Raw genomic sequence first — 25800 nt, 5'->3', positions numbered from 1 at the left:
CGTGGTCCATACTGTTCGGCCGTATGAGCGTGAACCGAGTGACGACGAGGACCGTGCCCGAGGAACTCGAGGGTGTACGGACGCCCCTGCGCGGCAGGGACGCCGAACTGGCGTTCATCGAGGAGCGGCTCGACGCGCTCGACCGGGGCGAAGGCGGGATCGTCCGCGTCGAAGGCTTCGTCGGCATCGGCAGGTCCAGGATCCTCGCGGAGGCCGCGGCATCCGCGAGGCGGCGGGGGACGAGGGTGTTCGAGGGAGCGGCGGACCCCGACGAACAGTTCGTGCCGCTCGGCCCGCTCCTCGACGGTCTGCTCTCCGGCGAGCAACCGCTGTCGGGCGCCGTCCGTCTCAGGGACCTCGCCACGACGCCCGGCCAGCGCTTCTGGCTGCTCCAGGAACTGGGGGACCGCCTGCGGGAGACGGCTCGAAACGGCCCCCTGCTCGTCGTCCTCGACGACCTCCAGTGGTGCGACGACCTGACCCTTCTCACCTTCAACACCCTCGCGGCCGGCCTCTCGTCGCACGCGATCCTGTGGCTGGTCGCCGTGCGCGGCGGCAACGTGCCGTCGGGAGTGCGCACGACCCTGGACCGGATCCGGCAGGCGGGCGCACACGAGCTGGCGCTGGGAGCGCTGGACGACGGGGCGACCACACGGATCACCGAGGACGTCCTCGGCGCCGCTCCCGACCCGGACGTCCTCCGCGCCGCCCGCCGCGCCGAAGGAGTCCCGCAGCTGCTGGTCGAGCTGCTCGGCTCGCTGCGGGAGGCAGTGACGATCGAGAACGGCACGGCCAGGCTGCCGGCCGGACCCCCCGCCCCACGGGAACTCCCCTCCGTCGTGCGCCGCCTCGCCCAGCTGTCCGACGAGGCACGGGGGCTGGTGCAGACGGCGGCCGCCGCCGGCGGCCCGGTCACCGTGGCGCTGCTGGCCGAACTGCTCGGCAGGTCCTCGGCGGCGCTCATCACAGCGGTACGGGAATCCCTCGACGCCGATCTGCTCACCGAAAGCGGCGATCGCCTCGCCTTCCGCCACGACCTGATCCGTGAGGCGGTGGACGCCGGCCTCCCCCTGCCCCTGCGTCAGGCCCTGCGTCAGGCCCTGCGTGGTCAAGCCGCCGAGCTGCCGCCGGGTCGCGCGGCCTCCTCCGTCGAGCGTCCCGGGCCGTCGGCAGGGAGAGCGCCGGCAGATGCGGCGGAGGCCGGGAGAGCGGGGGCGGGAGACGCGGCGGAGGCCGACCGGCTGCGCGCCGCCGCGGCGGAACTCGCGGCCACCGCTCCCGGACCCGCCGCGGAACGCAGCCTCAAGGCGCTGGAACTCACCACGGCGGACGCTCCGGAACGGCCGCGGGTCATCGCCGAGACGATCCCGCTGCTCTGGCAGACGGGCCGGGCCGCCCAGGCGCGTGAGCTGGGAGCATCCGCCCTGGCGACCGGCGGCCTCCGACCTGAGGACGAGGCGCGCATACGCCTCGCCCTGGCACGCCTCGCCGTACCGTTCGACTTCTCCGAGGCGGCCCGGCAGGCCCGCGCCGGGGCGGCACTGCCCGGGATCCCCGTGGACGTGAGGGGGCGCCTGCTCGCCATGCTCGCTGTCGGCCTGTCGATGGCGGGCGAGCACGCGGCGGCCGAGCAGGTCGCCGCCGAGGCGTGGGAGACCGCAGCGGCAGCGGGGGACCGCTCCGCCGAGGCCACGTTGACGACGGTCCGCTCGGCCTTGAGTTTCCACCGCATGGACCTCACCGAGGCGTTCCGGCAGGCCGAGCGGGCCGCCGCGCTGGCCGACGCCCTGGGCGTCAGCACCTCGCTGTGGGTTCCGGAGGCCTTGTGGCACGCTCTCCTGTCGAACACCACCGGACGTTCCGCGGCTGCCCTCGCCGCCGCGGAGGAGGGCATCCGGATCACCGGGGAGCAGGGCCGGACGGCGGCCACCCGTATGTGGCTCATGACCCGCTCCCGCATCCTTCTGGAGGCCGGACGGCTGACGGAGGCCCGGGCCGATGCCGAAGCCGCGTCCGCGACGACCGACGACCTCGGCCCGGGCAACCTCGCCGACGTCACGCTCCGGTACGTGATGATGCGCGTCGCCCTCCACACCGACGACCGGCAGACCGCCCGCGCGTACGCGGCGGAGGCGAGGCGCATGCGGAGCGACGGCGCACCCGTCGTCCGGCACTTCGGCTCCTGGATGCTGGCACTGATGGCCGACTTCGAAGGCCGGCCCGACCGTGCCATGGCCGAACTCGACGAGGTGATGACGTCGCCCGCCGCGGACCGGCCGGCCTACGGCGGCTTGGTCGACCCCGCCGACGCCCCGGTCCTCGTCCGCCTGGCGCTGCGTGCCGGCGCGCACGAACGGGCCGCGCAGGCGGTGGCCCTGGCCGAGCGACTGGCCGTGCTCAACCCCGACCTCGCGTTCCTCACCGCCACCGCCGCGCACGCCCGGGGGCTCCTCGACAACGACCTCGCCCCTCTCGTACGTGCCGTCCGGCTGTACGAGGACTGCCCTCGGCCGATGGCCCGGGCGTCGGCACTGGAGGACGCCGGACGCAAGCTGGCGGCCACCCGCACGTCCGAAGCGGTGCCGTACTTCGAGACGGCCCTCGCGCTCTACGTGCGAGCGGGCGCCGAGCGGGACGTCGCCCGCGTCCGCCGGCGCCTGCGGGCCGCCGGTGTCCGCCGCCGGCCCTCGACGGCCGGTCTCTGCGGTGCATGGCCCGAGCTGACGGCCGCGGAGATACGGGTGGTACGGCTCGTGGCCCGTGGGCTGACCAACCACCAGGTGGCCGAGCACCTCTCCCTCTCGCCGCACACGGTGGGTTCGCACCTGCGCCGGACCTTCACCAAGCTCGACATCACCTCGCGCGTGGAGCTGACCCGGCTGGCGAAGCATCGCGACAGCGGAGAGTAGTCGCTTCGCATCCCCCGTGGGCGTCATGGCAATGGACGATTCGTGTGATGTGCCGACGTCCTCGCTTCCTCAAAATGATCAAGAGCCGCGGAATGGAGAAGTCCGCGGGGAACCCGGTCGAGAGAGGAACAGCGCATGACCGCAAGGCTCCAGCGAGCCCGCCCCGGCAGCCCCGAGCTCCAGGCGCTTGTCGACGAGCTCGCGGAGCGGCTCGGCCGGTCCGTCGCCGTCGACGACCCGCTGGTCCGCATGGTCTGCACGAGCCGCCACTTCGGCGACGAGGACCCGGTGCGCATCGGCACCCTGTTGCAGGGCCGCGCCGACAACGCGACCATCCGCTACGTCCTCGCCCAGGGCGTGACCCAGTGGCCCCGGGCCGGATTCATCGATGGCCGCGACGACCTTGGACTGCTGCCCCGTTACGTCGTGCCCCTGCGTGAGCGCGGGCACCTTTTCGGACTGCTCATGGTGGTCGTGCCCGAGAAGACGCTCGCAGAGCACGAGACACGTGCCATCGCCCGGGCCGCGGACGCCATGGCCGCCCAGATGCACGGAGAGCACATCGCCACCGACACCCGGAAGGCCGACGAGCGGGACCTCGTCCTCGAACTCGTCGGCACCGACGTCGCCGCCCGTACCACCGCACGGCGGCGAGGCAAGGAACTCGGACTGCTCGGAGCAGCCGAGCACGTCCTGGTCACCGTCGTCCAGCTGAGCTGCGCGAGCGAACTCGGGCGGCAGTCCGAGGCGGCCCTGTGGGGGGCGCTGGAGGGGTTCCGGCAGACGCGTTCGGCCCAGGGCCTCATCGCGATCGGCAAGGAGCGGGCGACACTCCTCCAGCTGCGCGACCGCCCACCCGGCCAGGACGAGGTCACCGCACAGTCCGCTCGCATCCTGGACGAACTCCGCACCTTCCTGGGCCCGTCGGCGGACCCCGTGATCGGCGTCGGCGGCCGGCACCCCAGCCTGGACGACGCATGGACGTCGTACGAGCAGGCGCTCGTGGCGGCACGCGCGGCACGCCGTCTGCCCACCCTGAAGAGCGCCGGTGACTGGGAGCTGCTGGGGGAGCTCGCGGTGCTCCTCCAGCTCCCCGAGCACGCCCTGAACGCCTCTGTGGTCCCGAAGCCGCTCCGTACCCTGACCGACACGCACGGCGGCGACCGCCTGCGGGACACCCTGCGCTGCTTCCTCGAACACGCGGGATCGATTCCCCGGACCGCGGACGCGCTGGGAATCCACCGCACCTCGCTCTACTACCGCCTGCGCCAGATTCATGAGATCACCGGACTCGACCTCGACAACGGCGCCCACCGGCTCACTCTGCACCTCGGCCTCAGGGTCGAGGAGCTCCTCGCCCCGGCCGGCGACGGGGCCGTGTGACCACGGACTCGCTTCGACAAAGCGAGGAGGATCCACGGCCCGATTCCTACAGCTCGCGGTGGTGCGGGCGGCGGGCCCCATTCGATGATGTTCGGGACGGGCGGGGACGATGTACCGCCTCTGACCAGGAGAGAGGTCATGAAGGAACTGATCACGACGGACGGCGCGCGGCTCGCGTACCAGGACACCGGCGGCGAGGGCGTCCCGCTGGTGATGCTGCACGGCTGGGGGCAGACGCAGGCGATGTTCCGCCACCAGATCGAGGGCTTGGCGCCCGGCCGTCGCGTCGTCACCGTCGACCTCCGCGGCCACGGGAAGTCCGGCAAGCCACGTCACGGCTACCGCATCGCCCGGCTCTCCCGCGATGTGCTCGAACTCGTCGACCACCTCGGTCTCGACCGTTTCGACGCACTGGGCTGGTCCATGGGTGTCTCGGTGTGGTGGAGCTTCATCGACCAGTACGGGACCGGACGGGTCCGGCGCTTCGTCGCCGTCGACCAGCCCGCGGCGGTCGCCGCCGTGCCCTGGATGACCGAGCGGGAACAGCGGGACTCCGGTGCCATCTTCGACGTGTCGGGCCTGTTGTACCTGGGTGCGGCCCTCGCGGGGCCGGAGGGCGACGCGGTCCGCGCCGACTTCGTGCGCGGCATGTTCTCCGGCGAGCCCGACCCCGAGGTGCTGGCCTTCGTCGGCGAGGAGATCCGGTCGACACCCGACTACGCGGGCGTACCGCTGCTGTTCGACCACTGCGCGCAGGACTGGCGCGACGTGCTTCCCCGGATAGATGTGCCGACCCTGGTGATCGGCTGTGAGGGAAGCCACGTGCACCCCGATTCGCAGCGCTTCGTCGCCGAACGGATTCCCGGCGCACGCCTGCACGTCTTCCCCTCCGACGTGGCGAGCTCGCACTTCCCCTTCCTGGAGAACCCGCCGGCCTTCAACGCCGTGGTGGAGAAGTTCCTGGCCGAGGAGCCGGCGAACGGGGCGTGAATCCACCCTCCGCTCGCACGCACCTACGGCTAGGAATCCCCATGACCCTCACACTCATGTCACCCGCGCCCCAACGGGTGCCCCGGCAGGCGCCCGATCCGGCCCCGCCCTCCTCCCGCTCGGGGTGGCTGGTCCGGATGCTTTCCGAGATGCCGGAGACGAACGACCGGACCCACGTCTACCTCGGCGTCCATGTCGGTGGGCCGGTCGCCGTCGTCCACGAGCGCGCCACGACCCTGTTGGAACCGAACGACCTGGTCTTCTGCGACCCGGCCCGACGCCACCTGCTGCGGTTCGGAGAAGACTGCCAGATGATCTTCTTCCGGGTGCCCCGGTGCTATCTGGGCGTCACCGAGTCGGAACTGAACCGGGTGCTCGGCGTACCCGTACGCGGCGGGGAGGGGATCGGGGCGCTGGCGTCCGGCTTCCTGACCGCGCTCGCCGCCGAGGCGGAGTTCCGACGGTCCACGATCGGGGACCGTCGTGCCCGGACGGCCGTACACCTCCTCTCCGTCCTGGTCATGGAGCTCCTCGAAGCGGACACGACGGACGAGGCCGACGACGGGTCCGGGGCCGTCAACGAGATGCTGTCCCGTATCCACGGCTACATCGAAGAGCATCTGATGGACCCGGACCTCTCACCGGAGTCGATCGCACGCGCCCACCACATCTCCGTCCGGTACCTGCAGAAGCTCTTCCAGAACGACGGCAGCACGGTGAGCCAATGGGTGCGGCGGCGCAGGCTCGAGTTCTGCCGGCTCGAACTGGGCCGCTCCAACCGGCGGATCACCATGGCCGCGGTGGCACACCGCTGGGGCTTCAGCAGCCCCTCGCACTTCAGCCGCACGTTCCGCGGGGCCTACGGCATGAGCCCCAGCGAATGGCAGGCGCTGGCGACCTCGGCCTTCGCGACGACGACTGCCGGCGCCCAGGACGAGCGACGGCATTGAGACGCCCGTGCGCCGTCGTGTCAGCGCGGATGCGCGCACGTACACGAGTACCGCTGCCACGGCCGTAACGTGCGTGACAGTCCCACGGACCTCTCGCCGAATTCCGGGCCGCGCCCCGACCGTCGTGGCGACGCCCCCACACGTGGCCCGACACCGAGAAGAGAACTCGCATGACCAACCCCACCGTCGTCCTCGTGCACGGTGCCTTCTCCGACGCGACGGGCTGGATAGGCGTCATCTCGGAACTGCGGAGCAGCGGTATCCCGGTGATCGCTCCGTCGAACCCGCTGCGGGGCCTGACGTCGGACGCCGCCTACCTCGCCTCCGTCCTGGCCCAGGTCGACGGCCCGGCCGTACTCGTCGGCCACGCGTACGGCGGTGCGCTGATCACCGTGGCCGGCGCCGCGGAGAACGTCGTGGGGCTCGTCTACGTGGCCGCCTACGTGCCCAACGAGGGCGAGAGCCTCGGCCGGCTCCAAGGGAGCTTCCCCGAGTCCCCGCTGGCGGGCAGCCTGAAGGAGTGGACCTACCCGCTCCTCGACGGCGACTCCGGGGTCGAGGTCACCATCGAGGAGAAGGCCTTTCCCTCCGTGTTCGCGGCGGACGTGCCCGAGGACGTCGCCGGCGTCCTGGCGGCGTCCCAACGCCCGCTCGCCACGGCCGCGTTCACCGAGACCGCGTCCGCGGCGGCGTGGCGGACCAAACCGTCCTGGGCCCTGGTGGCCGGGGCGGACCGCACGATCGGCCCCGAGGTCCAGCGCTTCGGCGCCGCACGGGCCGGCGCCGTCGTCGTCGAACTTCCGCACGCCTCCCACGCCGTCGCCCTCTCCGAGCCCACCCGGGTCGCCGACCTGATCAGGGACGCGGTCCGGGCGACGAGCTGACCGACCGACCTCCTCGAGACAGGACCGGGACCGGGCCGGTCGGGGTCTCGGTCGCTCCCTAGAGCCAGTCCCGTCGCTTGAAGATCACGTACAAACTGGTGCAGACAATGCCCATCAAGCCGATCGCGAACGGATACCCGCCCACCCAGTGCAGCTCCGGCATCGAGTCGAAGTTCATGCCGTAGATGGTTCCCACGAGTGTGGGGGCGAAGAGGATGGCCGCCCACGAGGAGATCTTCTTGATTTCCTCGTTCTGTTCGAAGCCGGCTTCGGCGAGGGCTCGCATTTCGGCGTTCTGTTGCTGGGTTACCAGGGTGGCGTTGACCGTGAGGATGTCGGTGAGGGCCTGGCGGAAGCCGTCGACGCGTTCGCTGGTGTGGGTGACGTGGTCGGCTACGTCGCGGAGGTAGCGCTGGAGTTCCTCGTCCGTGCCGTACTTGGCGAAGCCCGCCATCAGGGCGTGCAGCATGCCGACCAGGGGGCGGGTCGCGCGCTGGAACTCGACCATTTCGCGGGAGAGTTCGTAGATGCGGCGGGAGACCTCGGGGTCGCCGCGGAAGACTTCGGTCTCGATCTCGTCGATGTCGATCTGCACGCCCTCGACCACGGGCAGATAGCCGTCGACGACGGCGTCGAGGATCGCGTAGAGGACGGCCTCCGGGCCCAGGGCCAGGAGTTCAGGGGTTTCCTCCATGCGGCGGCGGACGGCCGAGAGGTCCGGGGCGGCCGCGTGGCGGACCGTGATGAGGAAGTCCGGGCCGACGAAGACGTGGAGTTCGCCGAAGTCGACCTCTTCGGGGGCGTCCAGGTAGCGGGCGGCGCGCAGGACCACGAACAGGGTGTCGCCGTACCGCTCCAGCTTCGGGCGCTGATGGGCCTCCAGGGCGTCCTCGACGGCGAGCGGGTGCAGGTTGAACTCGGCCGCGAGGGAGTGGAGTTCGGATTCGGACGGACGGTGCAGGCCGATCCAGGCCATGCCGTCCTCCTGCTCGCGCAGTCGGCGGAACGTCTCGGCAAGCGTGGCGGGGGAGGCCACCCGGCGGCCGTCGTGGTAGAGGGCGGCCTCGACCACGCTGCGGTGCTGCGCGTCCGGCGCGGAGGGCCGCGCCGGGGCGGGCGCCGGCGCGGGCGGGGGCTGCGGGGTGCCGGCGCCGGCCGGGGGAGCGGCGGGGCGACGCCACGCGTGCTTCCTGGGCGTGGGCGCGTGGCGGCGGCCTCGGCTCTCCGGCATCGCAGGTTCAGCTCCCGGTCGGGCGGTAGAACGAATGGTCGAGGGTGTCTTGTTGGACTCCGAGCACGAGCAGGATATACGGGTAAAAGGGGACCGGCGCGTCCCTGCCGTGCCGGGACGTTCCGGCACGCAGGGCGAGCGGGGGAGCGTGGCCATCGAGGACGGTAATCGTCCTCAATCGGCGTTAGCGTGACCGTCATGGACACCCGGACGATTCCCGTACTCAGCCGCCGCGCCCTGGGCCGCGCCACGCTCTCCCGGCAGTTCCTCCTCACCCGGGCCGATATCAGCGCCAAGGAGGCCGTCGGTCACCTGCTCGGCCTACAGGCGCAGAACGTGAAGCCCCCGTACTTCCAGCTGTGGTCCCGTATCGCGGGCTTCGACCCGCAGGAGCTGTCGGCGCTGATGGAGTCGCGTCAGGTGCTGCGCATCGTCACCATGCGCTCCACCATCCACACCCACACGGCCGAGGACGCGGCCCGGCTGCGGCCGCTGGTCCAGCCCGCCCGCGACCGCGAGATCCAGAACTTCCGGAAGGGGCTGGAGGGAGTGGACCTGGACCGGCTGGCCCGGATCAGCCGGGAGCTGGTCGAAGCCGAGCCGCGCACGATGGCGCAGCTGCGCGAGGAGCTGCTGAAGGAGTGGCCCGACGCGGACCCGATGTCGCTGTCCGTGGCCGCGCGCTGCCGGCTGCCGCTGGTACAGGTCACGCCGAGGGGGGTCTGGGGCCGTTCCGGGCAGGTCCGGCTGACCACCCTGGAGAAGTGGGTGGGCGAGGCCGCCACCGACGCATCCGCCGCCCCGGAGGAGAGATCCGCCGCCTCTGCCGCCTCTGCCGCCTCCGACGCGTCCGCCGCTCCCGCCGGGACCGACGTGCTCGACGAGACCGTTCTGCGGTACCTCGCCGCGTTCGGGCCCGCGTCCGTCAAGGACATGCAGACCTGGTCCGGGCTCACCCGGCTGCGCGCCGCCTTCGACCGGCTGAGGCCGCGGCTGCTCGTGTTCCGCGACGAGGAAGGCGCCGAGCTCTTCGACCTCCCGGACGCGCCGCGCCCCGACGAGGACACCCCCGCGCCGGCACGCTTCCTGCCCGAGTTCGACAACCTGCTGCTCTCGCACGCCGACCGCAGCCGGATCGTTCCGCCCGAGTCCAAGGGCCGTACCTGGCGCGGAAACCAGGCCTACTGCACGTTCCTCCTCGACGGGCAGCTCGCCGGCATCTGGCGGCTGGAGCAGGACAAGCAGCGGTCCGAGCTGGTGATCGAGGCGTTCGGGAGCATCACGAAGGGACAGCGCGAGGAGTTGGCCGAGGAGGGCGGACGGATGGTGCGCGAGATGACCACGGCCGAGCACCCTTCCGTCCGCTTCGGCCCCGTCGCATGACCGGCCGCGACGGGCGATGACCGGCGACGCCCGCCGTGTGAACGGCGACGACGGGCGATGACCGGCAACGCCCGTCGCGTGAACGGAGACGACCGGCGATGACCGGCGCCCGGCCGACCCCGGCGATGCGCGCGCCGCTCCACCGGTCTGCGTCAATCAACGGCTGACGCGCACCTGGTGACGGACCCTCCCGAACCGGCACGATGCTCACGATCGATCGACGCCGCCGCACGATGCCCACGAACGTCCGCCGGACGACGCTCACGAACGTCGCCGTATGACGCTCACGCATGACGCTCACCCACGACGCTCATGCGCAACGCTCACGTACGACGCCGATCGATGCCTCACACCCGGCACGAGGAGGACGTACGTGATGGCGGAGACCACGGATCAGAGCGCGACCGGCAGTTTCCGGGCAGCGAGAGACTTCCTGCTGGCGCACCGGGAGGACTACGAGGCCGCCTGCGCGGGTTTCACCTGGCCGCGCCCCGAGCGGTTCAACTGGGCCCTGGACTGGTTCGACCGGCTCGCCGAGGGCAACGACGCCATCGCGCTGCACCTCGCCGAGGAGGACGGCACCGAGGAGCGCGTCTCCTTCGCCGACCTGGCCGTACGCTCCGACCGCGTCGCCAACTGGCTGCGCGCGCAGGGCGTACGCGCCGGCCACCGCCTCGTCGTCATGCTGGGCAACCAGCGCGAACTGTGGGAGACGGCGCTCGCCGCGATGAAGCTGCGGGCCGTCGTCATCCCGGCCACCCCGCTGCTCGGCCCGCACGACCTGCGCGACCGCATCGACCGCGGCGAGGCCCGGCACGTCCTGGTCCGCGCCGAGGACACCGCCAAGTTCGACGCGGTCCCCGGCTCCTACACCCGGATCGCCACCGGCGACGCGGTCCCGGCCGGCTGGCTGCGGTACGCCGACGCGTACGCCGCCGACGCCGCCTTCACACCCGACGGGGAGACCCGCGCCGACGACCCGTTGATGCTGTACTTCACCTCGGGCACCACCGCCCGGCCCAAGCTGGTCGAGCACACGCACGCCTCGTACCCCGTCGGCCACCTCTCCACCATGTACTGGATCGGGCTGCGCCCCGGCGACGTGCACCTCAACATCTCCTCGCCCGGCTGGGCCAAGCACGCGTACTCGAACCTCTTCGCCCCCTGGAACGCCGGGGCGACCGTGTTCATCCACAACTACACGCGCTTCGACCCCAAGCGCCTCATGGCCGAGATGGACCGGGTCGGCGTCACCTCGTTCTGCGCCCCGCCCACCGTGTGGCGGATGCTCATCCAGTCCGACCTCACCCTGCTGCGCACCCCGCCGCGCGAGGTGGTCGCCGCCGGGGAGCCGCTGAACCCCGAGGTGATCGAGCAGGTCCGGCGCGACTGGAACGTCACCGTCCGGGACGGCTTCGGGCAGACCGAGACCACCCTCCAGGTGGGCAACTTCCCCGGGCAGCAGGTCCGGCCCGGGTCGATGGGGCGGCCCGCGCCCGGCTACTCCATCGTGCTCGTCGACCCGGTGACCGGGCGCCCGGCCGAAGCGAAGCCCGGGGACGAGGGCGCGGGAGAGGCCGAGGGGGAGATCTGCGTGGAGCTGGCGGCCGGCCCGGTGGGGCTGATGACCGGATACCGCGGGGACGAGGAACGTACGGCGGAGGCCATGGCCGGCGGTTTCTACCACACCGGCGACATCGGCTCCCGGGACGCCGACGGGTACCTCACCTACATCGGCCGGGCCGACGACGTCTTCAAGGCCTCCGACTACAAGATCTCGCCGTTCGAGCTGGAGAGCGCGCTGCTGGAGCACGAGGCGGTGGCCGAGGCGGCCGTGGTCCCCTCGCCGGACCCGCTCCGGCTGGCCGTCCCCAAGGCGTACGTGACCCTCGCCGCGGGTTGGGAACCGGGAGCGGAGACCGCCCGGGCGCTGTTCGCGCACTCCCGCGCGGTGCTCTCGCCGTACAAGCGGGTGCGGAAGATCGAGTTCTCCGAGCTGCCGAAGACCGTGTCCGGCAAGATCCGCCGGGTGGAGCTGCGGGAGCTGACCGCGCAGGGCTCGACCGCGGAGTACGACGAGGCCGACCTGCGCTGACGCGTACGGCCGCCACGCCGCACACGCGCCCGCGGGTCACGTACCGCACGTGACCCGCGGGCGCCGCGTACGGCGCCCACTGCGTACCGCGGGCGTCGCGTACCCGGGCGTTGCGTACCGCCGGTCAGGCCGGCAGGAGGGCCTCGATGGCCGCGATGACCTCGGGGGACTCCGGCTCGGTGCGCGGGCGGAAGCGGTGCACGACCTCGCCGTCGGGCGAGATCAGGAACTTCTCGAAGTTCCACTGGATGTCCCCGGCCTCGCCGTCGGCGTCCGGGTGCTTGACCAGCTCGGCGAAGAGCGGGTGCCGGTTGTCGCCGTTGACGTCGCTCTTCTCCATCATCGGGAAGGTGACGCCGAAGCCGGCCGCGCAGAAGGTCGCGATGTCGTCCGCCGTGCCGGGCTCCTGGCCGCCGAACTGGTTGCAGGGCACGCCGATGACGGTGAAGCCCTTCTCCTCGTACGCGAACTGCAGCCGGGCCAGGCCCGAGTACTGCGGGGTGAGGCCGCACTGGGAGGCGGTGTTGACCAGCAGGATCGCCTTGCCCTTGAACGGCGCGAGGCTGGTGGGCTCGTCGGACAGGGTGGTCAGCGGGATGTCGTACAGGCTCACGACGTCTCTCCTCGGCAGTCGGGCAGGCGGCCGAACGCGCAGCCGGACGGGCATCCGGACGATGGTCCGGGCGGACGTCCGAACGGGTACGCGGACGGGCATGCGAACGGGCGGCCCAGCCTAGGCCCCGGTCGCCAGCAGTGCGTCCGCCGGGTCGTTCACCGGCTGCGGAACCCCGGTGAGGTCCATCACGAACAGCGGGATCCGCAGGTCGTCGGCACGCGCCCGGGCCTCCTCGGTGTAGCCGGCCAGCGCGAAGTAGACGGCGGCCGCCGAGGCCGTCAGCCCGTACAACCAGAGGCATTCCACGGCCCGCAGCCCGGCCGGCGCGGTCGTCGGGTCGACCTGCGCGACCAGCCCGGGCGCCCGCAGGTCCACCGCGGCCGAGGGCGCCGGCCGGTCGCCGGGCTGCCGTACGTCCCGGAAGCCGAGCCAGCGCAGGTAGAGCGCGGCGGTCGTCACCGCGTCCCGGGCGGTACGGATGGTCACCGGCCGGAACGCCGGGCGTGGAACCGGTCCGCCCGGGTCCCTGCCCGCAGCCCCGCCCGTCGGCCCGGCCGAGGCTCCACCCGTAGGAACACCCGCGGTCCCGCCCGGCGGGGGCGGGATGTGCGCCGGGGTCCGGCCCCCGGCCCCGCCGCCCGCCGGCGGGCGGAAGGGGAAGCCGGCCGGTCCGGGCACGGCGTCCGCCGGGACGACCGGTACCCGGGTCACCGTCCCGCAGCCGCACCCCACCTCGGGCTGCGGCCACTCGTCCCGCCGCCCGCAGGCGCCGCAGCGCACCGCCACCCAGCTGTCCGACCAGTTGCGGTGGGTCAGCGCCACCGGCTCCGCGCCGAGGTCCAGGGGCGGGCTGACGGGGGTGCCGCAGGCGCAGGGGAAGACCGCCGGGACGTACGGATTGTGCTGTCCGCACGCCGGGCAGCGCACCGGGAACGTCTCGGCCATGGTCAGCAGCCCCTCATGCCTGGTCGTACACGTGCTCGCTCTGTGTGTTCCATCGTCCACCACGAGCGACACGGTCGGGGTGCAGTCCCCGGGATTCGTGCAACTGACGGCCGCCCGCGGGTCTTTTGGTGGGTTCCGGGGTCCGGTACGGCCTTGACGGCTGTGAACGGGACCCCTTAGCTTGTTCCGTATAGCAGAACAAAACTTCCGCATTACGGAAACAGCCTGACCCGCAGGGAGACACGATGCCTCGTATGACAGCCGCCGCCGCTGCAGTGGAGATCCTCAAGCGCGAGGGTGTCGCACAAGCGTTCGGTGTCCCCGGCGCTGCGATCAACCCCTTCTACCGCGAGCTCAAGAACGTCGGCGGCATCGCCCACACGCTGGCCCGCCACGTCGAAGGCGCCTCGCACATGGCCGAGGGCTACACCCGCGCCAAGGCGGGCAACATCGGCGTCTGCATCGGTACGTCCGGCCCCGCCGGCACCGACATGATCACCGGTCTGTACTCGGCGATCGCGGACTCGATCCCGATCCTCTGCATCACCGGCCAGGCCCCGGTCTCGAAGCTCCACAAGGAGGACTTCCAGGCCGTCGACATCGCGTCGATCGCGAAGCCGGTCACCAAGAAGGCCACCACCGTCCTGGAGGCCGCCCAGGTCCCGGGCGTGTTCCAGGAGGCCTTCCACCTGATGCGCTCCGGCCGTCCCGGCCCGGTCCTCATCGACCTGCCGATCGACGTCCAGCTGACCGAGATCGAGTTCGACCCGGACACCTACGAGCCGCTGCCGGTCTACAAGCCGTCCGCGACGCGCGCCCAGGCCGAGAAGGCCCTGGGCTTCCTGCTGGAGTCCGAGCGCCCGCTGATCGTCGCCGGCGGCGGCATCATCAACGCGAACGCCACCGACCTGCTGGTCGAGTTCGCCGAGCTGACGAACATCCCGGTCATCTCCACCCTCATGGGCTGGGGCACCATCCCGGACGACCACGAGCTGGCCGCCGGCATGGTCGGTGTGCAGACCTCGCACCGCTACGGCAACGCGACGTTCCTGGAGTCGGACTTCGTCCTGGGCATCGGCAACCGCTGGGCCAACCGCCACACCGGTTACAACCTGGACGCCTACACCAAGGGCCGCAAGTTCGTCCACGTCGACATCGAGCCCACCCAGATCGGCAAGATCTTCGCCCCGGACTACGGCATCGCCTCCGACGCCAAGGCCGCCCTGGAGCTCTTCGTCGAGATCGCCAAGGAGCTCAAGGCCGCCGGCAAGCTGCCCGACTTCTCCGCCTGGGCCGCCTCCGCGCAGGACCGCAAGGCCACCCTGCAGCGCCGCACGCACTTCGAGAACATCCCCCTGAAGCCGCAGCGCGTCTACGAGGAGATGAACCGGGCGTTCGGACCGGAGACCCGCTACGTCACCACCATCGGCCTCTCCCAGATCGCCGCCGCGCAGTTCCTGCACGTCTACAAGCCGCGCAACTGGATCAACTGCGGCCAGGCCGGCCCGCTCGGCTGGACCATCCCGGCCGCCATCGGCGCCGCCACCGCGGAGCCGGAGACCCCGATCGTCGCCCTGTCCGGCGACTACGACTTCCAGTTCATGATCGAGGAGCTCGCGGTCGCCGCGCAGCACAAGGTCCCCTACGTCCACGTCCTCGTGAACAACGCCTACCTGGGCCTGATCCGCCAGGCGCAGGGCGGCCTCGGCATCAACTTCGAGGTCAACCTCGAATTCGAGAACATCAACACCCCCGAGCTGGGTGTCTACGGCGTCGACCACGTCAAGGTCGCCGAGGGCCTGGGCGTCAAGGCCATCCGCGTCACCGACCCGGACAAGCTGGGCGAGGCCTTCGAGCAGGCCAAGAAGTGGGCCCAGGAGTACCAGGTCCCGGTCGTCGTCGAGGCGATCCTGGAGCGCATCACGAACATCGCGATGAGCAAGACGGTCGACATGAGCGACGTCACCGAGTTCGAGGAGCTGGCCACCGAGCCCGGCCACGCCCCGACCGCCATCAAGGCCCTGCAGGCCTGACCCGCGGTCTGCCCCACCCCGCACCACCCGAACGGCCCCCGCCCCTCCCCCCGGCGGATTCTAGGGATCGTCGCAACACGTGATCACTGACGTGTGGTGGCGAGCAGTTTATGCAGGCGCTCGGCTGGGGTTTCCCAGCCGAGCGTTTTGCGTGGGCGGCTGTTCAGTTCGGCGGCGACTGCGTCCAGTTGCTCGCTGGTGTGGGCAGCGAGGTCGGTGCCTTTGGGGAAGTACTGCCGCAGCAGGCCGTTGGTGTTCTCGTTCGAGCCGCGCTGCCAGGGACTGCCGGGATCGCAGAAGTAGACCGGCATTTCGGCAGCGGTGGAGAAGACGTGGTGGCTCGCCATCTCGTTGCCCTGGTCCCAGGTCAGCGACCGCCGGAGGTGGGGCGGGATCGTCTGGACGGTGCTGGTCAACGCGTGGTGGAAGTGCTCGGCCCGGTGGCCGTCGGGCAGGTGGACCAGCATCAGGAACCGGGTGGAGCGTTCGACGAGAGTGCCGATGGCGGAACGATGGCCGGCGCCGACGATGAGGTCGCCTTCCCAGTGTCCGGGGATGGCACGGTCAGCGGCTTCGGCGGGTCGTTCGCTGATCATCACCATCGGTGAGGTGAAGCGGGGCTGGCGTTTGTTGGACTGGCGGTGTGGCTTGCGGCGAGCCCGTCCCGTTCGCAGAGCGAGGGCGAGTTCCCTGCGGAGCTCGCCGCGGCCCTGGACGTAGAGGGCCTGGTAGATCGTCTCGTGGACCACGTGCATCTCCGGCCGGTCGGGGAACCGCCTGCGCAGAGCGTGGCAGATCTGTTCCGGGCTCCAGTGCCGACCAAGACGGTCCTGGATGAATTCTCGCAGTTCGGGGGTGGTGCCGATCTTTCCGGCTTTGGGCCGGGGCCGGCGTGCGTCGGCGCGACGCTGGGCGGCATGGGGCCGGTAGTACCACCGCCCGTTGGGCAGGACCGTGCGATTACGGCGTATCTCTCTGCTGACCGTCGACGGACTGCGTCCCAGCTCGGAGGCGATGGCGCGGACCGTCGCCTTCTCCCGCACCCGGTCGGCGATGTGAAGACGCTCGGACTCCGACAGAAAACGAGAAGCGCCCGGTGGCGCCCGCACGATGTGTGCGGGCGCCACCGGGCGCTTTGCGCGTCCCTCAGGCCGTCCATTGCGCCACTCACGGCCGGTCCTGGGGTTGATGCCGACGAGGCGACTGGCCTCGCGGTTGCCGTATCCGAGTCCCATGAGCCGGAAGTATTCCTCCCGCTCCCGGCTCAGCTTCCCCCGGGAGTGCTGCTTTGCAGGCCGAATCTCGAAGTCCATCGCATCCCCTGAGCTGGGGTGTTGCGACGACCACTAGAACGGAAGCCCCCCGGAGGGACGGGGGCCGTCTCGCGTGCCCCCCGCAACGGCCCGTCCCGCCTGACCGGCAACCTCCGGTCTCGCCGGTGCCCGGGCGGCACGTCCCGCCTGGCCGGCAACCTCCAGCCTCGCCGGCGTTTGAGGCGCGGGGTTTGGGGCGGAGCCCCAAGCAACCCGGCTTCGCCGGGCACCGGGCTCCGCCCGGACCCGCTCCTCAAACGCCGGAGGGGCGGGGGGTGCGCGGGGTTGGCGGGCTCCGCCCGGACCCGCTCCTCAAGCGCCGGAGGGGCTGGGGGGTGCGCGGGGTTGGCGGGCTCCGCCCCGATCCGCTCCTGAAATGCCGGAGGGGCTGGAAGTTGCCGCCCCGGCCACCGGCAAGGCTGGAGGTGGCGCTCCCGGGCACCGGCGAGGCGCAGCGCCCCGTACAGGGCGAGGAGCGAATCGCCGACCCCTGGGTACGACAGAGCACTGGGTCACGGGCCCCGGGTACGACAAAGCGACCGGGTCGCGGGCCCCCGGTACGACGAAACGCCGGGTCACGGACCCCCGGGTACGGCAAAGCGCCGGGTCACGGGACCGTCCGTGACCCGGCGCTTTGGCCTGGGAAGTGTTACCGCCCGACGGGGCGAGGCTGGCGCGACAGGACGTTCGCACCCGCCGGGCGGGGTCTGTGTGCTCCTTCGCTCCGTGCCGCGCGTACGGAGGGGACGCTGTGCGTGCCCCCTGCACACGCGCGCCGTCGCGCGTCCCCTATATAGGGGACAGGAGTTGCCTGGGACCGCGGTGGTGGCGACAGACCCTCCGGCTTCGTCCCCCTCAGGTCAAGGGACGGGCCTCGGAGCCTTTACCACCGCACTGGCTCGACACCACCGCGGTCCTCACGCGGCGCCGGCCACGAGGACCGGCGCATTGTGCCCTTGCCGTGGACCACCCCTCATCCGGGTTCACGACAGCGGGCGTGCACCCGGGGCCTGACCTCCCGTCGGGCCCCCGGCACGTTCTGGTGGCTACTGCTCGTCGCGCAGGGCGCGGACGGCCGCCTCGACGCGCTTGCCGTAGTCGGCGTCGGCGGCGTGGAAGTGAGCCAGGTTCTTCTCGATGACGTCCTCGCGGGAGACCTGCGACAGGCCACCGGCTATGTTCGCCACCAGCCGCTGCTTCTCGTCCTCGGACATCAGGCGGAAGAGCTCACCGGCCTGGAAGAAGTCGTCGTCCTTGGTGTGGGCCGGGGCCTCGTGCGTGCCGGTGAAGCCGGAGACGGCCTTCGGGGCACCGAGCGCCAGACCGGTCTCGGCCGGACCCTGGTACGAGTTGGGCTCGTAGTTCTTGTCGTGGCGCGAGCCGTTGCGCAGCGCCATGGCGCCGTCGCGGCCGTAGTTCTGGGCCTCGGTCGCCTTGGGGGCGTTGACCGGCAGCAGGGTGTGGTTCACACCGAGGCGGTAGCGCTGGGCGTCCGCGTAGGCGAAGAGGCGGCCCTGGAGCATCTTGTCCGGCGAGGCGGTGATGCCCGGGACGAAGTTGTTCGGGGAGAAGGCGGACTGCTCGACCTCGGCGAAGACGTTCTCCGGGTTGCGGTCGAGGACCAGGCGGCCCACGCGCTGCAGCGGGTAGTCGCTGTGCGGCCACACCTTGGTGAGGTCGAACGGGTTGAAGCGGTACTCCGCGGCCTCGGCGGCGGGCATGACCTGGACGTACAGGGTCCAGCTCGGGTTCACACCGCGCTCGATCGCCTGGAGGAGGTCGGTCTGGTGCGAGTTGGCGTCCTTGCCGGCGAGCTCGGCGCCCTGCTCGGAGGACAGGCAGCGGATGCCCTGGTTCGTCTTGAAGTGGTACTTGACGAAGAAGGCCTCGCCCTGGGCGTTGGTCCACTGGTACGTGTGGGAGCCGTAGCCGTTCATGTGACGGTACGACGCCGGGATACCGCGGTCACCCATCAGCCAGGTGATCTGGTGCGTCGCCTCGGGGGCGTGCGCCCAGAAGTCCCAGACGTTGTCCGCCTCCTGCTTGCCCGTGAAGGGGTCGCGCTTCTGGGAGTGGATGAAGTCGGGGAACTTGATCGGGTCCTTGATGAAGAACACCGGGGTGTTGTTGCCGACGAGGTCGTAGTTGCCCTCTTCGGTGTAGAACTTCAGCGCGAAGCCGCGCGGGTCGCGGACGGCGTCCGCGCCACCCAGCGAGTCGGCCACCGTGGAGAAGCGCAGGAACGTTTCGGTCTTCTTGCCGACCTCGTTCAGGAACGCCGCGCTGGTGTACGCGGTGACGTCGTCGGTCACCTCGAAGTAGCCGTAGGCGGCGGAGCCGCGGGCGTGCACGACACGCTCCGGGATGCGCTCGCGGTTGAACCGGGCCAGCTTCTCGATGAGCTGCTGGTCCTGGATCAGGAGCGGGCCACCGACGCCGGCGGTGGCGGAGTTCTGGTTGTCGGCGACCGGAGCGCCTGACTCGGTCGTAAGCACGCGCTTCGACATGGTGACCTTCCGTACGGGTAACTGCTGACGGAAACGGACTTCCGTCATGCGGATGAGCCTAAATTCGGGCCGATCGCAGCGTCAACAGTTTGTTGAACAAAGATGGAGAGAGGTGCTCCGGACGGCACCGGCGCTTGGGCGCGACAGGACAGGTGTCAGCACCGGTGCCATCCGGAAACTCGGGTCCCCCGGAGGGGGTGGTGGGGCTCGGTCGGGTCAGACCTGCGAGCCGGAGAGGCGCTCGACGGCGCGCAGCAGGGCCGAGTGGTCCAGGCCGCCGTCACCCTGGGCGCGCAGCGAGGCGACCAGCTGGGCGACGACCGCGCCGACCGGAAGGGCCGCACCGACGTTGCGGGCGGCGTCGGTGACGATGCCCATGTCCTTGTGGTGCAGGTCGATCCGGAAGCCGGGCTTGAAGTCGCGGTTCAGGAAGTTGTCCTTCTTGCGGGTCAGGACCGTGGAGCCGGCCAGACCGCCGTTGAGGACGTCCAGGGCGGCCTGGAGGTTCACGCCGGACTTCTCGAGGAAGACGACGGCCTCGGCGCAGGCCTGGATGTTGACCGCGACGATGAGCTGGTTGGCGGCCTTCACCGTCTGGCCGGAGCCGTGCGGGCCGCACAGGACGATGACCTTGCCGAGTGCCTCGAGGATCGGGAGGGCCTCGTCGAAGTCGGCCTGCTCGCCACCCACCATGATCGAGAGCACGGCCTCGATGGCGCCGGCCTCGCCGCCGGACACCGGGGCGTCCAGGACGCGGATGCCCTTCGCGGCGGCGTTCTTCGCGAGGTCCACCGAGGTCTGCGGGGTGATCGACGACATGTCGATGATCAGCGCGCCGGACCTGGCGTTCGCCAGGATGCCGTTCTCGCCGTACGAGATGGCCTCGACCTGGGGGGAGGCGGGCACCATCGTGATGATCACGTCGGCGTCCTTGACGGCCTCGGCGATCGAGCCGGCCGCGGTGCCGCCGGCGGCGGCGAGGCGCTCCAGCTTGTCCTGCTCCAGGGTGAAGCCGGTGACGGAGTAGCCCGCCTTCAGCAGGTTCTCGGCCATGGGGGAGCCCATGATTCCGAGGCCGATCCAGGCGATCTTGGGAAGCGTGCTCATGATGAGGTCCTTCTCTTAAAGCTATGTACGAAAAGTGGCGAGGGTGCCTGGCGGAACGCCCGGACTTCGTCCTCTTACTCGGCGGCGCGAGCCTCGGCGGGCAGCCACTCGAAGGACGCGGCGGCGTCGGCGGCCTTGTACTCCAGGCCGACGAAGCCCTGGTAGCCGGCCTTGCGGAGCTGGTCGAGCAGGTCCTCGAGGGGAAGCTCGCCGGTGCCCGGGGCACCCCGTCCCGGCTTGTCCGCGATCTGGACGTGGCCGGTCTTGGCGGCGTACTTTTCGATGACCTCGGAGAGGTCCTCATCGTTCATCGCCAGGTGGTACAGGTCGAGCAGGAACTTGGCGTTCCCGAGGCCGGTGGCCTCGTTCACCTTGTCCACTACCTCGATGCCGGCCGGGGCGCTCACCAGCGGGTAGAGCGGCGACTCGGGCTTGTTGAGGGTCTCGATCAGGAGGATCGCGCCGACGCGGTCCGCGGCCTGAGCCGCCACGACCAGGTTCTTCAGCGCGAGCTCGTCCTGAACGGCCGGGTCCACGCCGTCGACGCGGTTGCCGTAGAGGGCGTTCAGCGCCTTGCAGCCGACCGAGGCCGCGAAGTCGGCGGCCACGTTGATGTTGGCGTTGAAGCGCTCCGACTCCTCGCCGGGTACCGACACCGCGCCGCGGTCCGGGCCCGGCAGCCGGCCGGCGTAGAAGTTCAGGCCCACCAGCTGGGTGCCGGCGTCCTCAAGAGCCTTCTTGAGGGCGTCGAGCTCCTCCTGTGCGGGGGTGGGGGTCTCGATCCAGGGCCACCACAGCTCGACCGCCGTGAAGCCCGCCGCGGCGGCGGCCGCGGGGCGCTCCAGGAGCGGGAGTTCCGTGAAGAGGATCGACAGGTTCACATCGAAGCGCTGGTCCGTGTATCCCATGAGGGGTGTGCGCTCCTTCCGTATTGCGGAAGTTATTTTCTGCTTGATGGAAGGTTGCATGGGTTCTCGTGTCGATGTCAAGTGCCGACTCCCGGAATTTCGCCCACCCGTCGCCCGGTCACCACCGCTGAAGGAGGCGCTGTCGCGCCGCCCCTCCTGGCCGGGTAGCTTGACGGCGTGCGATTGAGAGTGGAGTTCACGACCGAGCCCTTCGATCTCGAAGAGGCCCCCGCCCATGCCGTGGCCGCTCGCGAGGTCATCCAGAAGGCGCAGCTGGACGCGGTGGATGTAGGCCCGTTCGGCAACACCGCCGAGGGCGGTGCCGACGAGGTGCTGGCCGCGGTGGCCGCGCTGCTGCGCGACTCGCTGGAGGCCGGTGCCACCCGGGTCTCGCTCCAGGTCAACGTGGTCGGGGAGGAAAACCGATGACCGAGCCCCGCGACCACCCCTTCGTCACCGCGGTCAAGCCGCTGGTGGACGCGATGGGCGGCGAGCTGATGGATCCGGCCGCGGCCGGCCCCGACGACGTCGTGCTGGCCTGGGAGGGCCGGGACCTGCTGGCCGTACGGCTGCCGCAGCTCTCCGATTCGCTCGACCACATCCTGGCCGCGCTGGAGCGGCGGCACGGCATGCCGCTCGCGCAGCTCGACCGGAAGGCCAAGCAGGACGTGGTGCGCATACTGGAGGCGCGCGGCGCCTTCGCCGTGCGCCACGGTGTCGAGACCGTCGCCGGCGCGCTCGGGGTCAGCCGCTTCACGGTCTACAACTACCTGAACCGGGATTCCGGCGCGCCCGCCCGGCCCGCCAAGGACGTCCAGGGGTGAGCGGAGCGTTACCCCAGGTTACGAGCCGCCGCCCGAATCGACCGGGCGGCGGCTTTTGTGTACGGGAAGTTTCAACAAAGTGTTGACGCCGTGTTGTCCAGGGCGTTAGCTATGCGCAGCCCGTCAAAGCAACAACAGGCCACGGAGGCCTACCGTGACTTCGAGTCCGACCCCGGGTCTCACCCGGTTCAACGCCTTGGACGACAGCGAGGCCACGGCCGAGCTGCACGAGGTGTGCGCCAGTTCGGCGTGGGGGAGCAAACTGCTCGCCCAGCGCCCCTTCGCAGACGCCGAGTCCCTGTTCGCCGCGAACGAGTCCGCCATGGCGGAGCTCACCGCGGAGGACCTGGGCGAGGCCATGGGAGGCCACGCGCCGATCGGCCGTCCGAAGCCGGGAGACCCGACCTCCGCCCGCGAGCAGCGCGGCATGGCCGGCGCCTCGGAGGAGCTCAAGACCGAGCTCCTCGAACTGAACCTGGCCTACCAGGAGAAGTTCGGCCACGTCTTCCTCATCTGTGCCACCGGTGCGACCGGTGAGTTCATGCGGGACGCGGTCAAGGTCCGGATCGACAACTCGCCGGAGCAGGAGCGGGAAATCGCCCGCGGCGAGCTCGTCAAGATCAACAGGATCCGTCTGACCCGCCTCGTCGAACTCGCAGAAGAAGGAGCGTGAGCATGAGCACCGCGACCACCGCGTCGGTGTCCACGCACATCCTGGACACCAGCATCGGACGCCCCGCCGAGGGCGTCGCCATCTCCCTGTCGGCCCGTACGGGTCTCGACGGCGAGTGGGCGGCCCTGGGCGGCTCCGCCACCGATGCGGACGGGCGATGCAAGGACCTGCCGGCGCTGCCGGAGGGCACCACCCACGTACGTCTCGACTTCGAGACCGAGACGTACTTCTCCAAGAAGCAAGCCGAGGCGCAGCAGGACGCCCCCCGCGTAAGGGACAGCGGTGCGTTCTTCCCCGAGGTCACCATCACCTTCGCGGTGAACCCCGGTGAGCACTACCACGTACCGCTGCTGCTCAACCCGTTCGGCTACTCCGTTTACCGAGGGAGCTAGCATGGCCACGATTCTGGGCCAGAACCAGTACGGCAAGGCAGAGAACCGCGTCGTCAAGATCACGCGGGACGGCGACACGCACCACATCAAGGACCTGAACGTCTCGGTCGCGCTCTCCGGCGACATGGACGACGTCCACTACTCCGGCTCGAACGCCAACGTCCTGCCGACGGACACCACCAAGAACACGGTGTACGCGTTCGCCAAGGAGTACGGCATCGAGTCCGCCGAGCAGTTCGGCATCCACCTGGCGCGCTGGTTCGTCAACAGCCAGGAGCCGATCCAGCGCGCGCGCATCCGGATCGAGGAGTACTCCTGGTCCCGGATCGCCACCTCGGACGCCAACTCGAAGTTCATCGGCTCCGACGAGGTCAACCACTCCTTCGTCCGCGACGGCGGCGAGACCCGCGTCACCCAGATCACCTACGACGGTGAGAACTGGGAGGTCATCTCGGGCCTCAAGGACCTGGTCGTCATGAACTCGACCAACTCCGAGTTCTGGGGCTACGTCAAGGACAAGTACACGACCCTCAAGGAAGCGTACGACCGCATCCTCGCGACCCAGGTGTCCGCCCGCTGGCGGTTCAACTGGACCGACGACGAGCAGCGCATGCCCAACTGGGAGAAGTCGTACGAGCAGGTCCGCAAGAACATGCTGGAGGCCTTCGCGGAGACCTACTCGCTGTCGCTCCAGCAGACCCTGTACCAGATGGGTTCGCGGATCATCAACCACCGTTCGGAGATCGACGAGGTCCGCTTCTCGCTCCCGAACAAGCACCACTTCCTCGTCGACCTGGAGCCCTTCGGCCTCAAGAACGACAACGAGGTCTACTTCGCCGCCGACCGCCCGTACGGTCTGATCGAGGCGACGGTCCTGCGGGACGGCGCCGACGCGCGCATCCCCGTGGACATGACCAACCTCTGACGAGGACCGGCACGTCCCGGGGCGCCGCAGTGGCCCCGGGGCGTGCGGTGTCGCAACACCCCCCCACTTCCTGAACTCGGCACCCGGAAGAGCGACCGGCCGCGCAGTACTGTCAGCTGCCAGGCCGGGCTCCGGCACTCAAATCCCCTGGGTCCTGCCGTGCCCGCACCGCCACTGAAAGCACGAGGAAGCCCCATGGCAGCATCGGCAGCCACTGACAGCGCGGTCGAGCGCATCGTCATCGAGAACTGTGCGATCGCGACCGTCGACGCCAACGACACCGAGTACGCCTCGGGCCACGTCGTCGTCGCAGGCAACCGCATCGAGTCCGTCGGCGCGGGCAAGGCGCCCGAGAACCTCGAGAACGTCGTACGCCGGATCGACGGTACGGGCCACCTCGTGACCCCCGGTCTGGTCAACACGCACCACCACTTCTACCAGTGGATCACGCGTGGTCTGGCGACCGACCACAACCTCTTCAACTGGCTCGTCGCGCTGTACCCGACCTGGGCGCGCATCGACGAGCAGATGGCGTACTCGGCCGCGCAGGGCTCCCTCGCGATGATGGCCCGTGGCGGCGTCACCACCGCCATGGACCACCACTACGTCTACCCCAAGGGCTCCGGCGACCTCTCCGGCGCGATCATCCGCGCCGCGTCCGAGATGGGCGTCCGCTTCACCCTCGCCCGCGGTTCCATGGACCGCAGCGAGAAGGACGGCGGCCTGCCCCCGGACCACGCCGTCGAGACCCTCGAAGGCGCGCTCGCCGACACCGAGGCGACCGTCAAGAAGCACCACGACCACTCCTTCGACGCGATGACCCAGGTCGCCGTCGCCCCGTGCTCCCCGTTCTCCGTCTCCACCGAACTCCTCAAGCAGGGCGCGGAACTGGCCCGCCGGCTCGGCGTACGCCTGCACACGCACGGCTCCGAGACCGTCGAGGAAGAGCAGTTCTGCAAGGAACTGTTCGGCATGGGCCCGACCGACTACTTCGAGTCGACCGGCTGGCTCGGCGAGGACGTGTGGATGGCGCACAGCGTCCACATGAACGACTCCGACATCGCCGCCTTCGCCCGTACGAAGACCGGTGTCGCGCACTGCCCGTCCTCGAACGCCCGGCTGGCCGCCGGCATCGCCCGGGTCCCGGACATGCTCGCCGCGGGCGTCCCGGTCGGCCTCGGCGTGGACGGCACCGCCTCCAACGAGTCCGGCGAACTGCACACCGAGCTGCGCAACGCGCTCCTCATCAACCGCCTCAACCCGGTGCACCGCGAGCGCGCCCTCAACGCGCGCCAGGCCCTGCGCCTGGGCACGTACGGCGGCGCCCAGGTCCTCGGCCGCGCCGACAACATCGGCTCCCTGGAGCCGGGCAAGCTCGCCGACCTGGTGATGTGGAACCTGAGCACCTTCGCCCACTCCTCCATCGCCGACCCGGTCACCGCGCTCGTCTTCGGCGCCGCGGCCCCGGTCACGCTGTCGCTCGTCAACGGCAAGCAGATCGTGGACAACAACCGGCTGCTCTTCGTCGACGAGGACGCCATCGCCCGCTCCACGCGGGAAGAGGCGCAGCGCCTCGCGCGGATCACCGCGCAGGCCTGATCCTCCCCCCGGCCCCTCCCCCCAGCTGCCGCTGGGAGGTGCCCCCAGGGGGGACCCCAGGAATCCGGCCGGGGGGGACGGCCCTCGGCCGGTGGCCGCGGACCCGAGCGGGGTCCGCGGCAGCCGCTCCGGG

General features: G+C 70.6%; 21 protein-coding genes. 14 read left to right on the top strand and 7 right to left on the bottom strand.

Annotation, left to right across the window (positions count from 1 at the left end):
* Positions 1-23 precede the first annotated feature (23 nt).
* The 5 genes from OG764_RS08730 (at position 24) to OG764_RS08710 (ending at position 7116) form a co-directional block, all read left to right on the top strand.
* Positions 24-2909 carry a helix-turn-helix transcriptional regulator gene (locus OG764_RS08730; protein WP_328967833.1) on the top strand — a complete coding sequence of 962 codons (2886 nt, stop codon included), beginning with the start codon at positions 24-26 and terminating at the stop codon, positions 2907-2909.
* 135 nt (positions 2910-3044) lie between these two features.
* On the top strand, positions 3045-4292 hold the full coding sequence (locus tag OG764_RS08725; RefSeq protein WP_328967832.1) for a PucR family transcriptional regulator: 1248 nt from the start codon (positions 3045-3047) through the stop codon (positions 4290-4292).
* Between the two features lie 138 nt (positions 4293-4430).
* Entirely contained in the window at positions 4431-5282 is an 852-nt protein-coding gene (locus OG764_RS08720; protein WP_328967831.1) for an alpha/beta fold hydrolase, read from the top strand.
* A 41-nt stretch (positions 5283-5323) separates the two neighbouring features.
* Entirely contained in the window at positions 5324-6232 is a 909-nt protein-coding gene (locus OG764_RS08715; protein ID WP_328967830.1) for a helix-turn-helix domain-containing protein, read from the top strand.
* A 170-nt stretch (positions 6233-6402) separates the two neighbouring features.
* Complete coding sequence (locus OG764_RS08710) at positions 6403-7116, top strand: alpha/beta fold hydrolase (protein WP_328967829.1); 714 nt, start codon at positions 6403-6405, stop codon at positions 7114-7116.
* A gap of 58 nt (positions 7117-7174) precedes the next feature.
* Here the strand turns inward: OG764_RS08710 and OG764_RS08705 are convergent, their stop codons facing one another.
* Entirely contained in the window at positions 7175-8347 is a 1173-nt protein-coding gene (locus OG764_RS08705) for a magnesium and cobalt transport protein CorA (RefSeq protein WP_328967828.1), read from the bottom strand.
* Between the two features lie 198 nt (positions 8348-8545).
* Here OG764_RS08705 and OG764_RS08700 point away from each other — a divergent pair, with 198 nt between their 5' ends.
* Both OG764_RS08700 and OG764_RS08695 read left to right on the top strand, forming a co-directional pair.
* Entirely contained in the window at positions 8546-9730 is a 1185-nt protein-coding gene (locus OG764_RS08700; protein ID WP_328967827.1) for a winged helix DNA-binding domain-containing protein, read from the top strand.
* A 376-nt stretch (positions 9731-10106) separates the two neighbouring features.
* Positions 10107-11825 carry an AMP-binding protein gene (locus OG764_RS08695; RefSeq protein ID WP_328967826.1) on the top strand — a complete coding sequence of 573 codons (1719 nt, stop codon included), beginning with the start codon at positions 10107-10109 and terminating at the stop codon, positions 11823-11825.
* Between the two features lie 124 nt (positions 11826-11949).
* Here OG764_RS08695 and OG764_RS08690 read toward each other — a convergent pair whose 3' ends face one another.
* Both OG764_RS08690 and OG764_RS08685 read right to left on the bottom strand, forming a co-directional pair.
* On the bottom strand, positions 11950-12438 hold the full coding sequence (locus OG764_RS08690) for a glutathione peroxidase (RefSeq protein WP_328967825.1): 489 nt from the start codon (positions 12436-12438) through the stop codon (positions 11950-11952).
* 120 nt (positions 12439-12558) lie between these two features.
* Positions 12559-13386, bottom strand: a complete 828-nt coding sequence (locus OG764_RS08685) for a hypothetical protein (RefSeq protein ID WP_328967824.1) — start codon at positions 13384-13386, stop codon at positions 12559-12561.
* Between the two features lie 254 nt (positions 13387-13640).
* On the opposite strand from OG764_RS08685, the gene gcl reads away from it, so the two are divergent.
* The gene (gcl, locus tag OG764_RS08680; protein WP_328972923.1) at positions 13641-15419 is read left to right on the top strand and encodes a glyoxylate carboligase; all 1779 of its coding nucleotides are present in this window, start codon (positions 13641-13643) and stop codon (positions 15417-15419) included.
* Positions 15420-15502: 83 nt separating this feature from the next.
* Here gcl and OG764_RS08675 read toward each other — a convergent pair whose 3' ends face one another.
* The 4 genes from OG764_RS08675 to OG764_RS08660 all read right to left on the bottom strand — a co-directional run bounded on the left by OG764_RS08675 (position 15503) and on the right by OG764_RS08660 (position 21254).
* Positions 15503-16732 carry an IS30 family transposase gene (locus OG764_RS08675; protein WP_328967823.1) on the bottom strand — a complete coding sequence of 410 codons (1230 nt, stop codon included), beginning with the start codon at positions 16730-16732 and terminating at the stop codon, positions 15503-15505.
* Positions 16733-17778: 1046 nt separating this feature from the next.
* On the bottom strand, positions 17779-19239 hold the full coding sequence (locus OG764_RS08670) for a catalase (protein WP_328972922.1): 1461 nt from the start codon (positions 19237-19239) through the stop codon (positions 17779-17781).
* A gap of 216 nt (positions 19240-19455) precedes the next feature.
* Positions 19456-20346, bottom strand: coding sequence for a 2-hydroxy-3-oxopropionate reductase (locus OG764_RS08665; protein ID WP_328967822.1), 891 nt, complete (start codon positions 20344-20346; stop codon positions 19456-19458).
* A gap of 74 nt (positions 20347-20420) precedes the next feature.
* The gene (locus tag OG764_RS08660) at positions 20421-21254 is read right to left on the bottom strand and encodes a TIM barrel protein (protein WP_328967821.1); all 834 of its coding nucleotides are present in this window, start codon (positions 21252-21254) and stop codon (positions 20421-20423) included.
* A gap of 177 nt (positions 21255-21431) precedes the next feature.
* Between OG764_RS08660 and OG764_RS08655 the strand changes: the two genes are divergently transcribed.
* The 6 genes from OG764_RS08655 (at position 21432) to OG764_RS08630 (ending at position 25667) form a co-directional block, all read left to right on the top strand.
* Positions 21432-21683: a thiamine-binding protein gene (locus OG764_RS08655; protein ID WP_328967820.1), complete on the top strand. Its 252-nt coding sequence runs from the start codon at positions 21432-21434 to the stop codon at positions 21681-21683.
* A complete protein-coding gene (locus OG764_RS08650; protein ID WP_328967819.1) occupies positions 21680-22078 on the top strand; it encodes a helix-turn-helix domain-containing protein in 399 nt (132 codons plus the stop codon). Before OG764_RS08655 ends, OG764_RS08650 begins: the two co-directional genes overlap by 4 nt.
* 154 nt (positions 22079-22232) lie before the next feature.
* A complete protein-coding gene (gene uraD, locus OG764_RS08645) occupies positions 22233-22751 on the top strand; it encodes a 2-oxo-4-hydroxy-4-carboxy-5-ureidoimidazoline decarboxylase (protein WP_328967818.1) in 519 nt (172 codons plus the stop codon).
* 2 nt (positions 22752-22753) lie between these two features.
* The gene (uraH, locus tag OG764_RS08640) at positions 22754-23143 is read left to right on the top strand and encodes a hydroxyisourate hydrolase (protein WP_048478356.1); all 390 of its coding nucleotides are present in this window, start codon (positions 22754-22756) and stop codon (positions 23141-23143) included.
* A gap of 1 nt (position 23144) precedes the next feature.
* A complete protein-coding gene (gene pucL / locus OG764_RS08635; RefSeq protein ID WP_328967817.1) occupies positions 23145-24068 on the top strand; it encodes a factor-independent urate hydroxylase in 924 nt (307 codons plus the stop codon).
* Between the two features lie 195 nt (positions 24069-24263).
* Positions 24264-25667 (top strand): 8-oxoguanine deaminase, encoded by a 1404-nt coding sequence (locus OG764_RS08630; RefSeq protein WP_328967816.1) that lies wholly within the window; start codon positions 24264-24266, stop codon positions 25665-25667.
* Positions 25668-25800: the final 133 nt, after the last annotated feature.

It is taken from the genome of Streptomyces sp. NBC_00239, from assembly GCF_036194065.1.
Lineage (GTDB): Bacteria > Actinomycetota > Actinomycetes > Streptomycetales > Streptomycetaceae > Streptomyces.
The sequence above is the reverse complement of the archived record's forward strand: the minus strand, read 5'-3'. Positions and strand labels throughout refer to the sequence as shown.